Raw genomic sequence first — 11,906 nt, forward strand, 5'->3', positions numbered from 1 at the left:
TGGACGGATCAGCGCCGCGCGCTCAGCGGCACCAGAGCGACGGCTTGTAAATGAGATCCATCCACAGTGCCCAGGCAGCTACCGCGCACAGCATGGCGCCTGCGGCCCTCGTACCCCACTGCGCCCGCGCGAGATTCAGGCGGTTGCGAAGGCTGCTCCAAGCCCAGGGGCCGCCCACCAGCCACACCCCACTGCCCACGGCAAACAGCGCCATGGTCAGAGCCCCCTCCAGCGCCCCCCCGCTGAGCGCCGCGACCAACAGGGCCGAATAGAGCAGTCCACAAGGCATCAGGGCCCACAGGACCCCGGCCGCCATCACTCCGCCCGGAGCCCCGACCAGCGGACGAACACGCGCCCACACGGAGCGGCCCGCCTGCTCCACCCAGGCAGGCTGCCGCGACTGCACCATCATCATGAGCCCCCAGGCCATCACCGCCACATGCATGAGTGTCCAGGCGGGGCGCAGCGCGCTGGTTTGCTGGGTCAGCCATGCCAGACTGTCCATGGCCAAGGCCGCCAGTGCACCTGCGCTGGCATACCCCACCAGGCGCCCTGCGTGAAAGGCCATGGTGCGCTGCAGCGCACCGCCACGCGGCGCCCAGCGCACCTCCTGCTCCGCGCCACCGTCCGCCTGTGCTGCGCCGCCCTGCCGCACCAATGCTCCGCAGGGCGCGGAACACATGGCCAAGCAATGGGACCCGCCGGCGAGTCCCATGAGCAAAGCAGTCCAGCCAACAGTGGCAAGCATAGGTGTCAGATGATGCGCGAAAACCGGGCGCGGTTGCGGTCTGCCTGCAGATAACGGTCAAAAACCATGGCGATACCGCGCACGAAGAACCACCCGGTGGCGGTCACTTCAATGCCCTCCGGCCCCACCCGTACCAGCCCCTGCTCCTGCATACCCTCCAGCTGCGCCAACTCTGCTGCGAAGTACTGGCGGAAATCGATCAGCCACGCCTGCTCCATCGGCTCAAACAGCAGCTCGCCCTGGCACATCAGGGCCATGATGGCCGCGCGGCGCACCAGGTCGTCGCGGGTCAGGGCCAGCCCGCGGACCACAGGTAGCCGCCCTTGGTCCAGGAAGTCGTAGTACTCGTCCAGCGTCTTGGAGTTCTGGCTGTAAGTCGCCCCTACCCGCCCGATGGCCGATACGCCCAGCCCAATCAGGTCGCAGTCTGGCTGCGTACTGTAGCCCTGGAAGTTGCGGTGCAAGCGTCCCTGGCGCTTGGCCACAGCCAGTGCGTCGGTAGGCAGAGCAAAGTGGTCCATACCCACATAGACATACCCAGCGTCCATGAACGCATCGAGTGAGCGCGAGAGCATGGACAGCTTGCTCGCGCCCGTGGGCAATTCGGCAGAGATGATGCGACGCTGTGGTTTGAAACGCTCCGGCAAGTGTGCATAGGCATACAACGCAATACGGTCAGGCCGCAGCTGCGCCACCTGCGCCAGCGTGCGGTCAAAAGACTCTGGCGTCTGGCGCGGCAGGCCGTAGATCAGGTCCACGTTCACCGAATCAAAGCCCAGCGAGCGGGCGGACTCCACCAGCGCAAAAACCTGCTCTGCAGGCTGAATGCGGTGCACGGCCTTTTGCACTTCGGCATCAAAGTCCTGCACGCCAAAACTCAGGCGGTTAAAACCCAATTCAGCCAGGAGCGCCAGACGCTCGGAGTTGACCGTGCGCGGATCCACTTCGATCGAGTATTCGCCCCCGGGCGCCAGCGTGAAGCTGCGCTTGAGCATGGCCATCAGCTCCCGCAAGCCCGCATCTGAGAGGAAGGTGGGCGTGCCACCGCCCAGGTGCAATTGACTCACCACCTGTCCTACGCCACAGTGCGCGGTGTGCAGGTCGATCTCGCGGCTCAGGTAGCGCAAGTAGACCTCGGCGCGGTCATGGTGTTTGGTGATGATCTTGTTGCAGGCGCAGTAGTAGCACAGGGATTCGCAAAACGGGATGTGCACGTACAGGGACAGCGGCATGGCCTTGGCCAGCGTGCCCGAACGGCGCTGTTGCAGCGCCAGCACATAATCTTCCTGACCGAAGGCCTCCACAAATCGGTCGGCCGTTGGATAGGACGTATAACGGGGCCCTGGCACGTCAAAGCGGCGCAGAAGATCTGGCGAAACAGCAGTCATGGGGAAATTTCCTTGCGTACACCTTGACTGTGCCGTAGGCTCCGGGACATGTCCTTGACCTGCATCAAGTGAACCAACAAGCGATACGGCGACAATTTGATGAAGGTCAGCCGCTCGCCCGCGCCCTGTATTCAGGTTCGTGTACGGCAAGCACGATATGCTCGACCAACAACCCAAGTCCATGTGCCTATGAACCCGCTCACCATCAAAGTCGCCTGCTCCAACTGCAACCACCGCGAGCTGTGCATGCCCGTGGGCTTGAACGAAGAGCAGCTCCAGCGCATTGACGAGGTGGTTGCCGTCCGTCGCAAAGTCAAACGCGGAGGCACGCTGTTTCGCAATGGCGAGTCCTTCACGTCCCTGTATGCCATCCGCACCGGGTTCTTCAAGACCTGCGTGGCCACGGAAGACGGTCGCGACCAGGTCACGGGCTTTCAGATGGCGGGCGAGATCATCGGGCTCGACGGCATCGTGAATGACCACCATACCTGTGATGCGGTGGCACTTGAAGACGCCGAAGTGTGTGTCATGCCCTTCGACCGCATTGAAGAGCTGTCACGCGAAGTCACAGCCCTGCAGCACCACGTGCACAAAATCATGAGTCGCGAGATCGTGCGCGAGCACGGCGTGATGTTGCTGCTGGGCAGCATGCGTGCCGAGGAACGCCTGGCCGCCTTTTTGCTGAACCTGGTGCAGCGCCTGCATGCACGGGGCTTCTCGCAGTCGGAACTGGTGTTGCGCATGACGCGCGAAGAAATCGGCAGCTACCTCGGCCTCAAACTCGAAACGGTCAGCCGGACCTTCTCCAAGTTTGCGGAAGAAGGGATCGTGGAAGTCAAACAGCGCCATGTGCGCATTCTCGACACCGATGCCCTGCGACGCATCGTGAACAGCCAGCAGACCTGCCACTGACGACACTGACACCGAGCCACTTCCACGCAGAGGGTCGGTTCCGCACAAAGTACAACCATCTCTTGCGAAACGGCATGCATTGCATGCCCAGACAAGCAGGCGAAAAGGGTTCAGGGGCAGGACGAAGTCTTGCGGCAATCGTCGGGGCGCCCCCCATCGGGCACCGGGCACCGGTTGACCTCGAACGGAGACATGGACAGCAGTGTCGTCAATGCGCTCGTGGCCATGGTGATGGCCCAAAACACAAAAAATGCGAGGGTGTACACCCCTTGCCGTGACAGCGCCAGGGGCTGGCCGAACCAGTGCAGGTCCTGGGGGTCCACCATGGCAAAAACCAGCATCTCCAGCACGCCCGCCATCAAGAAGGCGGGCCATGCAATCCACATCAGGCGTTGCGTCCACATATCGGTTCTGTCTCCTGGTGCTGCCTGGGGTCGCTGGGGGCAGCGACCGGCGGGTTGTCAGCGTGGTTGGTCTTGCACGGGGGTGGCCGCATGGTTGCGGGCCTTGAGGGCCGGTGCCAGGCTTTTCTCCGGCGCCACCAAGGTCTTGTTGATCTCAATGCCCTGGCGGTAGTAATCCTCGGCCACCACCGGGTCAGGCCGAGAAATCGCCAGCCACAGCGTCACAAAGCCAGCCACGATCACGATGGCAGGCCCGGCAATCACCAGCCACACATGGCCGAACTTCCACCAGGGCACGGGAACTGCCGGTGTAGCGATGGCAGGGTTTGAAGACATGGTGCTCTACTCCTCAACAATATCGGTCAAAGTGCGGCCCTGAAAGGCCCCACCGGGATGCCGCTCAACGCGGCACAAGAAACACGGATTTTTCCGTCACGTGGGCAGCTGCCCCTACGGCCTGCACGTCAAACTGAACCGCATGCGAGCCCGACGTGGCGGAACCGTACGGAATCTGCAAACGCACGGCCACCCAGCGCGACTCTGCTGCGCCAATATCCACTTCGACCTCGGAGGCCACCTCCAGCCCCTCCAGTCCACGCGCACTGATGCGGTAGCGCTGTTCGCCCTCCGTGGCATTCATGATCTGCAGCCGGTAAATATTCTCCAGTTTGCCCCCCGCCACAATGCGCGAGAGCGCGGCCCGGTCACGCACGACATCCACCTTCAGCGGCGTGCGCACCACCAGGCTGGCCAGCATGGCAACGCACAGTGCTACCAGCACGGCGGTGTAGATCAGCACACGAGGACGCAACACGCGACGCAGCATCTGGGACTGCGTCCAGCGCTTGGCCACGCCGTTCTGGGTGGAATAGCGGATCAGGCCACGCGGGTACTGCATCTTGTCCATCACCGTATTGCAGGCGTCCACACACAACCCGCAACCAATGCACTCATATTGCAAGCCCTTGCGGATATCGATGCCCACCGGACAGACCTGCACACACAGCGAGCAGTCAATGCAGTCGCCAAGCCCCTGGGCCTTGTAGTCAATGTTCTTCTTGCGCGGGCCGCGCTGCTCGCCACGCTCAGGGTCGTAGGTGACGATGAGCGTGTCTTTATCAAACATTGCGCTCTGAAAGCGCGCATAGGGGCACATGTACTTGCAGACCTGCTCGCGCATGAAGCCTGCGTTGCCGTAGGTGGCAAAACCGTAGAACAGCACCCAGAAAATCTGCCAGCCGCCTTCAAACGCCAGCAGCTCGCTGCCCAGTTCGCGGATGGGCACGAAGTACCCTACGAAAGTGAACCCGGTCCACAGGGCCACGGCGATCCACACCACCTGCTTGAGAAACTTTTTGCGGATCTTCTCGAACGTCCAGGGACCGTTGTCCAGACGGAGGCGGGCACTGCGATCACCTTCGATCTTGTGCTCGATCCACATGAACATTTCGGTGTACACCGTCTGCGGACAGGCAAAGCCACACCAAAGGCGCCCTGCCACGGCGGTGAAGAGGAACAGCGACAGCGCCGAAATGATCAGAAGGCCGGTGAGATAGATGAAATCCTGCGGATAGAGCACCAGGCCAAAGATGTAGAACCTGCGAGCCCCGAGATCAAACAGCACCATCTGGCGCTGGCCCCATTCAAACCACGGCAGCCCGTAAAACACCAGCTGCGTCAAAAGCACCATGCCCCAACGCCAGCGCGCAAACAATCCGCTGATCGAGCGCGGGTAGATCTTCTTTTGCGCTTCGTACAGCGAGATGATCTCGCCCGCAGAGGACGCATCGGCGGCGACTGGCGTAATCGGGATGACCTTGCGAGCAGGCTCGCTGGGTGTGCTCATGGTGTCGCTTTATGAACGGAGGACAGGCTTACTTTGAAAAGGAAACCCGGGCAGTGCCTCAAGCACCGCCCGGTGGACATATCAACGTGCAGCCACCTGCTTGTTCGACAGGCCCCACACATAGGCAGAGAGTACGCCGATCTGCGCCTCGGTCAACTTCTCGGCTTGTGCAGGCATCTGGTTGACCTTTCCGTTGTTGATCATGGCCGTGATGGCAGCCTCGCCCCAGCCATGCAGCCAGATATCGTCGGTCAGATTGGGTGCACCCAGTGCCTGGTTGCCCTTGCCATCCATGCCGTGGCAGGCCGCGCAAGCCGCAAATTTGGACTTGCCCAGCGATGCACGCAGCGAGTCGTGCGGGCTACCCGACAGGCTCAACACGTAATGCGACAGGTTGCGCACGTCTTCTGGGGTGCCCACGGCCGCTGCCATGGGAGGCATGTTGCCGATGCGGCCCTTCTCCAGCGTCTCGCGGATCTTTTCGGGTGTGCCGCCATGCAGCCAGTCGTTGTCCGTCAGGTTCGGGAAGCCCTTGCTGCCGCGTGCATCCGAGCCGTGGCACTGCGCGCAGTTGTTCATGAACAAGCGCTCGCCAATGGCATGGGCCTGCGGGTCCTTGGCCACGTCTTCGGGCTTCATGGATACAAAGCGGGCATACAGGGGCTCCAGCTCCGTCTTGGCCTTGGCCATTTCGGCTTCGTACTCCCCCTTTTGCGTCCAGTTGAGCTTGCCGGTAAAGCTGCCCAGACCTGGGTAGGCAGCCAGGTAGCCCAGGCCAAAGACGATGGTGATGACGAACAGCCACACCCACCAGCGCGGCAGGGGGTTGTTCATTTCAACCAGGTCCTCGTCCCAGACGTGGCCGGTGGTGTTGTCGGAGGTGGCAACCACCTTCTTGCGGCCTGCCATCCAAAGCAGGATGCCGCAGGCGATGATGCCGACCAGGGTCAGCGTGGTCACAAAGACCGACCAGAAATTGCTGGTGAAGTCACTCATGGGGTGTTCTCGTTCTGGTGAAGGTCAATCTGTCTCGAAAGGCAGCTGGGCTGCCTCGTCGAACCGGGCCTTGTTGCGGCCTCGGTAGGCCCAGACCCAGATGCCAATGAAGCAGGCCATCGATGCCAGGGTGGCGACGATGCGCATGGTGGTGATGTCCATGGGATATCTCCTTTGCTTACTTGAGCGCACGGCCCATGACTTGCAGGTAGGCGATGAGCGCGTCCTGCTCCGTCTTGCCCTTGACCTCGCCCGCCGCAGCAGTGATCTGCTCGTCGGTGTAAGGCACGCCCACGGTGCGCAGGGCCTTCATGCGGGGAGCCATCACTGCAGGGTCCACCTGGTTCTTTTCGAGCCAGGGGTACGCGGGCATGTTGGACTCGGGCACCACATCGCGGGGGTTGTTCAGGTGGATGCGATGCCATTCGTCGCTGTACTTGCCACCCACGCGGTGCAGGTCAGGCCCAGTGCGCTTGCTGCCCCACTGGAAGGGGTGGTCATACACAAACTCGCCTGCCACCGAGTAGTGGCCATAGCGCAGCGTCTCGGCGCGGAAGGGGCGGATCATCTGCGAATGGCAGTTGTAGCAACCCTCGCGGATGTAGATGTCGCGGCCCGCCAGCTGCAGGGCGTTGTAGGGCTCCACACCCTTGACCGCCTCGGTCGTGGACTTCTGGAAGAACAGGGGCACGATCTCGACCAGACCGCCAATGGCGATCACGATCAGGATGAGCACGATCATCAGAAAGTTGTTGGTCTCCACCTTTTCATGGGAGAAACCGGTCGAAGCAGATGTGTTGTTGTTGGACATGAATGATCTCCTTCGGACTCAAGCGTGGGCCGCGTTCACAGCAGGAATGGCCACCTTGACCGAACGGCCCGAGATGGCAGTCAGCCACACGTTCCAGGCCATGACCAGCATGCCGCCCAGGTACAGCAAGCCACCCGCCACACGGATCACATAGAAGGGATAGGTGGCCTTCACGCTTTCCACGAATGTGTAGGTCAGGGTGCCGTCGGGGTTGACCGCGCGCCACATCAGGCCCTGCATCACGCCGGCAATCCACATCGCTGCGATGTACAGCACGATGCCGATGGTGGCCATCCAGAAGTGCAGCTCGATCGCTTTGACAGAGTGCATCTTGTCCTTGCCGAACAGGCGTGGCACCAGGTAGTACAGCGAACCCATCGAGATCAGACCCACCCAGCCCAGGGCGCCGGAGTGCACGTGGCCAATGGTCCAGTCGGTGTAGTGGCTCAGGGCATTGACGGTCTTGATGGACATCATCGGGCCTTCGAACGTGGACATGCCGTAGAACGACAGCGACACGATCAGGAAGCGGAGGATGGGGTCGTCACGCAGCTTGTGCCATGCGCCCGACAGGGTCATGATGCCGTTGATCATGCCGCCCCAGCTGGGGGCCAGCAGGATGAGCGAGAACACCATGCCCACCGATTGCGTCCAGTCAGGCAGCGCGGTGTAGTGCAGGTGGTGTGGGCCCGCCCACATGTACGTGAAGATCAGCGCCCAGAAGTGGACGATCGATAGGCGGTAGCTGTACACCGGACGGCCCGCCTGCTTGGGGATGAAGTAGTACATCATGCCCAGGAAGCCAGCGGTCAGGAAGAAGCCCACTGCATTGTGGCCGTACCACCATTGCACCATGGCGTCCTGCACACCGGCATAGGCCGAGTAGCTCTTCATCATGCCCGCAGGGATGGCTGCGCTGTTCACCAGGTGCAGCAGAGCCACGGCCAGGATGAAGGCACCAAAGAACCAGTTGGCCACATAGATGTGCTTGACCTTGCGGGTGCCAATGGTTCCGAAGAACACGATGGCATAGGACACCCAGACCAGCGTGATCAGGATGTCAATGGGCCATTCAAGTTCAGCGTATTCCTTGCCTTGGGTGTAACCCATGGGCAGGCTGACGACCGCTGCCGCAATGACCAGCACCCAGCCCCAAAAGGTGAATGCAGCCAGTGGGCCGGCAAAAAGCCGGACCTGGCAGGTGCGCTGCACCACGTAGTAGCTGGTAGCAAACAGCGCGCTGCCGCCAAAACCAAAGATCACCGCATTGGTGTGCAAGGGTCGCAAGCGGCCATAACTCAGCCACGGAATGCCAAAGTTGAGTTCTGGCCAGGCCAACTGGGCGGCGATGATGACGCCCACCAGCATGCCGACCACCCCCACCACCACGGCCAGGATAGAGAACTGCCGCACTACCGTATCGTTGTAGTGCGCAGCATTTGTTTTTGGAAAATCCATCGGGCACCTCTTTGTATTGCAGTAAGAGTTTGTTGCAGTCGCGGCTATCGGGCATTGACACAAGTCAACCGTCTCGGAGAATGCGCTCCCCCTCTTGTTCTACGCTCTCGAACTGGCCGTGGTACACGGCCCACCACAGGCCTCCCAGAATCAGAAGCACCAGCATCACGGACAGAGGAATCAGCAAATAAAGTATGTCCATCAGACAAGCTCCAGCGGGGTCTTGGAAAGATCAAGGGGCGGCTGCGGCGCGCTGCCAGCCATGGGGTCGGATCGTGCAGGCAACGCCACCGTGGGCAATGGCGCACTGTGCAAACCAGGCAAGGAAGGCAGGTCGCGCGCCAGGCGCGCTGCGTTGAGCACCACCAGCAGCGAACTCAGCGCCATGCCCAGCCCGGCCAGCCAGGCGGGCATCCAGCCCAGCACCGCCAGCGGCACACACAGCGCGTTGTAGGCCGCAGCCCACCACAGGTTCTGGCGCACCACGCGCAGGGTGCGGCGTGCCAGCAGCACCGTTTGCGGCACCAGCACCAGGCTGTCGCCCAGCACCACAAAGTCCGCCCGGGACTGCGCCAGTGGCACTGCGCGGCCGAAGGCAAAAGAGACATGGGCCCCCGCAAGCACCGGGCCGTCATTGAGGCCATCGCCCACCATGGCCACGTGGTGTCCTTGCGACTGCAGTGCCTGCAGCGCGGCCAGCTTGCCTTGCGGAGTGCACTCGCCCTGGGCCTGGGCAATGCCCGCCTGCGTGGCCACCCGCTGCACTGCACCCCGGCGGTCACCCGACAGCAATTGCACGGCCACACCGTCCTGCTGCAAGGCGTGCACCACGGCGGAGGCCTCAGCCCGCAGGTCTTCCACCAGATCAAAGCGGGCCAGTTCGCGCAAGACTCCATCTGCCGATTGCTCAGAGAGCACGACCTGCAGCGCAGCACCGCCGGCATCGTTGGCAACGCCCGCATGGCGGGCAGAGCCCAGGCGGATCGTGCGAGCAACTGCTGCCCCGGTGGTGTCCTCCACGGTAGCAGTCAGCCCCTGCCCTGCATCCTCTTGCAGACCCGTCACCTGCCAACGCCCCAACGGCAGCTGCTGTGCAGAAGCCGCCGCAGCCAAGGCCCGCGAAGCCGGGTGCATGGACTGGCGCGCGAGCGCTGCGGCCAGGTCCAGTGCCTCTTCTGCGCTGCAACCGCCCGCAGGATGCACCGCTTGCAGCGCCATGCCGTCGCGGGTCAGCGTACCGGTCTTGTCAAACACCATGGTGTCTACCTGGGCCAGCGCCTCCAGCCCCTGCAGATTGCGCACCAGCACGCCGTGGCGCGCCAGCGTGCCTGCCGCCGTGAGCATGGCCACCGGGGTGGCCAGTGACAACGCGCACGGGCAGGTGACGATGAGCACGGCCACCGCCACCATCAGCGCATGCCCGGGGTCCGACGGCCACCAATAGGCAGCCGCCAGCGCCGCCGCCAGCAAAACGGCGACCAGGAAAGGCCGTGCAATGCGGTCCGCCAGCTGCGCCAGCCGTGGCTTTTGCAGCGATGCGCTCTCCATCAGTGCCACGATCTGCGCAAAGCGGGTTTGCCCACCTGTGCCTTCCACCAGCACCTCGACCGGCGCCTGCAGGTTGTAGCTGCCCGCCGTCACGGTGCTGCCGACAGGGCGTGCAACGGGTGTGGATTCGCCCGTCAGCAGAGCCTCATCGGCGTGGGTGCTGCCTGCCGTGATGCGGCCGTCGGCGGGAAACGCCTCGCCGGGCAGCACACGGATGGTGTCTCCCACCACAATGCGCCGCGCGGCCACGCGGGTGAAGCTGCCATCCGCCGCACGCCGCTCCACACTGTCGGGCAGGCGGTTCATTACGGCCTCCAGCGCACCCGCCGTGCGATCCCGCAGGCGCAGCTCCAGCCAGCGGCCGGTGAGCAGGAAGAACACGAACATGGTCAAGGAGTCGTAGTACACCTCCTTGCCAAAGATGCCTGCAGGGTCAAAAGTGCCAGCGGTGCTGACCACGAACGTGATGGCCATGCCCAACGCCACAGGCAGGTCCATGCTGACGCGGCGCAGGCGAATGTCTCGCAGCGCGCTGGTAAAAAATGGACCGCAGGAAAAGACCACCATGGGCAGCGTGATGACCCAGGAGGCCCAGCGCAACAGCTGCTCCATCTCGCCCGACAGGTCGCCCGGCTGTGCCACGTAGGCGGGCCACGCATACATCATCACCTGCATCATGCAAAAGCCCGCCACCAGCCAGCGCCACAGCGCACGGCGGCTCTCGCGCAGGCGCTGGTCGCGCGCAAACGCATCCATGGCGGGCATGGCACGGTAACCCGCGTGGCGCACGGCCTCCATCCACTGCGACGGCAATACCCGGCCAGGCTGCCACACCACGCGCGCCCGGCGCGTAGCGGCGCTCACATCGGCTTGCAACACGCCGGGCACGGCCCGCAGGGCGTCTTCGATCGTGAGGGCACAGGCCGCGCAGTGCATGCCCTCCAGCACCACATGGGAGTCCCATGCGGTGGCTGCACCGTCGGCCGTTGCAGGGTCGGTGGCGCCACCTGGCAAGGGGCTACCGGCAGGGGTGCAGGGTCGGCCGAACGCCAGCCATTCCTGGGGGTCATCCAGCAGCTCTACCCGCTGCGGCGGCAACGGATCTGCCACGCTGTCAGAAGGATGCACCGCAGAAGAAGCCGGCGCACCGGGTTGAAACATGGACATGGTTCAAGCCTATCTGTGGGGCATGACAACTACATTGACCTGGATCAAGCCCCGGAACATGATTCATCCTAAGCTTGTTCCATCACTTTGAGGAGCCCTTTTATGTACAAACGCATCCTGATCGCTACAGACGGATCCCCTCTGTCGGACAAAGCGGTGGAACATGGCCTGTCCCTGGCCGCACTGACCGGCGCCACCGTGGTCGCCCTCAAGGTGGTGCCCCGCTACCCCCGCAGCTACTTTGAAGGCGGCATGCCGGTGGACATGAACGACGTCAAACGCATCGAAGCCCAGTGGGGCGATGCCGCACAGGCCATGGTCGATGGCGTGAAAGCCCAAGGCGGCGCGCAAGGCGTGACAGTGAAGGCTGTGGTCGCCAAGTCCGACCTGGTGGCCGAAGCCGTGATTGCTGCCGCCAAAAAGCACAAGTGCGACCTGATCGTGATGGCATCGCACGGCCGCAAGGGCCTCAAGCGCCTGCTGCTAGGCAGCGAAACGCAGCATGTGCTGACGCATTCGCACATCCCTGTGCTGGTGCTTCGCTAAGCATCAAAACAGCCGCTAGCGCTAGTACAACATGCGCTAGTAGCTATTGAATATATAGCAGAACACCGAGCAGGCGTGCAGC

Annotated in this window: 13 protein-coding genes; 2 read left to right on the forward strand and 11 right to left on the reverse strand. The window is 62.8% G+C overall.

Annotated elements, in window-relative coordinates; translation table 11 throughout:
• Positions 1-22: 22 nt before the first annotated feature.
• Positions 23-748, reverse strand: a complete 726-nt coding sequence (locus ATF69_RS14145; RefSeq protein WP_146871361.1) for a sulfite exporter TauE/SafE family protein — start codon at positions 746-748, stop codon at positions 23-25.
• A gap of 5 nt (positions 749-753) precedes the next feature.
• Complete coding sequence (gene hemN, locus ATF69_RS14150) at positions 754-2,136, reverse strand: oxygen-independent coproporphyrinogen III oxidase (protein ID WP_056064378.1); 1,383 nt, start codon at positions 2,134-2,136, stop codon at positions 754-756.
• A gap of 189 nt (positions 2,137-2,325) precedes the next feature.
• Here hemN and fnr point away from each other — a divergent pair, with 189 nt between their 5' ends.
• Complete coding sequence (gene fnr, locus ATF69_RS14155; protein WP_146871362.1) at positions 2,326-3,048, forward strand: fumarate/nitrate reduction transcriptional regulator Fnr; 723 nt, start codon at positions 2,326-2,328, stop codon at positions 3,046-3,048.
• A gap of 110 nt (positions 3,049-3,158) precedes the next feature.
• Here fnr and ATF69_RS14160 read toward each other — a convergent pair whose 3' ends face one another.
• The 9 genes from ATF69_RS14160 to ATF69_RS14200 all read right to left on the reverse strand — a co-directional run bounded on the left by ATF69_RS14160 (position 3,159) and on the right by ATF69_RS14200 (position 11,272).
• Positions 3,159-3,452 (reverse strand): hypothetical protein, encoded by a 294-nt coding sequence (locus ATF69_RS14160; RefSeq protein WP_146871363.1) that lies wholly within the window; start codon positions 3,450-3,452, stop codon positions 3,159-3,161.
• 57 nt (positions 3,453-3,509) lie between these two features.
• A complete protein-coding gene (locus ATF69_RS14165; protein WP_056064383.1) occupies positions 3,510-3,788 on the reverse strand; it encodes a FixH family protein in 279 nt (92 codons plus the stop codon).
• A gap of 64 nt (positions 3,789-3,852) precedes the next feature.
• A complete protein-coding gene (gene ccoG / locus ATF69_RS14170; RefSeq protein ID WP_056064386.1) occupies positions 3,853-5,298 on the reverse strand; it encodes a cytochrome c oxidase accessory protein CcoG in 1,446 nt (481 codons plus the stop codon).
• An 81-nt stretch (positions 5,299-5,379) separates the two neighbouring features.
• Positions 5,380-6,294, reverse strand: coding sequence for a cytochrome-c oxidase, cbb3-type subunit III (ccoP, locus tag ATF69_RS14175; protein WP_056064389.1), 915 nt, complete (start codon positions 6,292-6,294; stop codon positions 5,380-5,382).
• Positions 6,295-6,318: 24 nt separating this feature from the next.
• Positions 6,319-6,456: a CcoQ/FixQ family Cbb3-type cytochrome c oxidase assembly chaperone gene (locus tag ATF69_RS14180; RefSeq protein ID WP_015014811.1), complete on the reverse strand. Its 138-nt coding sequence runs from the start codon at positions 6,454-6,456 to the stop codon at positions 6,319-6,321.
• A 16-nt stretch (positions 6,457-6,472) separates the two neighbouring features.
• Positions 6,473-7,105 carry a cytochrome-c oxidase, cbb3-type subunit II gene (gene ccoO / locus ATF69_RS14185; protein ID WP_056747154.1) on the reverse strand — a complete coding sequence of 211 codons (633 nt, stop codon included), beginning with the start codon at positions 7,103-7,105 and terminating at the stop codon, positions 6,473-6,475.
• Positions 7,106-7,123: 18 nt separating this feature from the next.
• Entirely contained in the window at positions 7,124-8,563 is a 1,440-nt protein-coding gene (ccoN, locus tag ATF69_RS14190; protein WP_056747153.1) for a cytochrome-c oxidase, cbb3-type subunit I, read from the reverse strand.
• A gap of 64 nt (positions 8,564-8,627) precedes the next feature.
• Positions 8,628-8,765, reverse strand: coding sequence for a cbb3-type cytochrome oxidase assembly protein CcoS (ccoS, locus tag ATF69_RS14195; RefSeq protein WP_010460651.1), 138 nt, complete (start codon positions 8,763-8,765; stop codon positions 8,628-8,630).
• Positions 8,765-11,272 (reverse strand): heavy metal translocating P-type ATPase, encoded by a 2,508-nt coding sequence (locus tag ATF69_RS14200; RefSeq protein WP_244303739.1) that lies wholly within the window; start codon positions 11,270-11,272, stop codon positions 8,765-8,767. The genes ccoS and ATF69_RS14200 overlap by 1 nt, the downstream gene beginning before the upstream one ends.
• Positions 11,273-11,380: 108 nt before the next feature.
• Here ATF69_RS14200 and ATF69_RS14205 point away from each other — a divergent pair, with 108 nt between their 5' ends.
• Positions 11,381-11,824 (forward strand): universal stress protein, encoded by a 444-nt coding sequence (locus tag ATF69_RS14205; protein WP_056747152.1) that lies wholly within the window; start codon positions 11,381-11,383, stop codon positions 11,822-11,824.
• Positions 11,825-11,906 lie beyond the last annotated feature (82 nt).

The sequence above is a fragment of the Acidovorax delafieldii genome, assembly GCF_007993815.1.
Lineage (GTDB): Bacteria > Pseudomonadota > Gammaproteobacteria > Burkholderiales > Burkholderiaceae_C > Acidovorax > Acidovorax delafieldii.

Excerpts from the sequence above, each read along its gene's own strand:
- fnr (WP_146871362.1), top strand. The coding sequence starts at position 2,326 with ATGAACCCGCTCACCATCAAAGTCGCCTGCTCCAACTGCAACCACCGC.
- ATF69_RS14145 (WP_146871361.1), bottom strand. The coding sequence starts at position 748 with ATGCTTGCCACTGTTGGCTGGACTGCTTTGCTCATGGGACTCGCCGGC.
- ATF69_RS14200 (WP_244303739.1), bottom strand. The coding sequence starts at position 11,272 with ATGTTTCAACCCGGTGCGCCGGCTTCTTCTGCGGTGCATCCTTCTGAC.
- ccoS (WP_010460651.1), bottom strand. The coding sequence starts at position 8,765 with ATGGACATACTTTATTTGCTGATTCCTCTGTCCGTGATGCTGGTGCTT.
- ATF69_RS14205 (WP_056747152.1), top strand. The coding sequence starts at position 11,381 with ATGTACAAACGCATCCTGATCGCTACAGACGGATCCCCTCTGTCGGAC.
- ccoP (WP_056064389.1), bottom strand. The coding sequence starts at position 6,294 with ATGAGTGACTTCACCAGCAATTTCTGGTCGGTCTTTGTGACCACGCTG.
- ATF69_RS14180 (WP_015014811.1), bottom strand. The coding sequence starts at position 6,456 with ATGGACATCACCACCATGCGCATCGTCGCCACCCTGGCATCGATGGCC.
- ATF69_RS14165 (WP_056064383.1), bottom strand. The coding sequence starts at position 3,788 with ATGTCTTCAAACCCTGCCATCGCTACACCGGCAGTTCCCGTGCCCTGG.
- ccoO (WP_056747154.1), bottom strand. The coding sequence starts at position 7,105 with ATGTCCAACAACAACACATCTGCTTCGACCGGTTTCTCCCATGAAAAG.
- ATF69_RS14160 (WP_146871363.1), bottom strand. The coding sequence starts at position 3,452 with ATGTGGACGCAACGCCTGATGTGGATTGCATGGCCCGCCTTCTTGATG.
- ccoG (WP_056064386.1), bottom strand. The coding sequence starts at position 5,298 with ATGAGCACACCCAGCGAGCCTGCTCGCAAGGTCATCCCGATTACGCCA.
- ccoN (WP_056747153.1), bottom strand. The coding sequence starts at position 8,563 with ATGGATTTTCCAAAAACAAATGCTGCGCACTACAACGATACGGTAGTG.
- hemN (WP_056064378.1), bottom strand. The coding sequence starts at position 2,136 with ATGACTGCTGTTTCGCCAGATCTTCTGCGCCGCTTTGACGTGCCAGGG.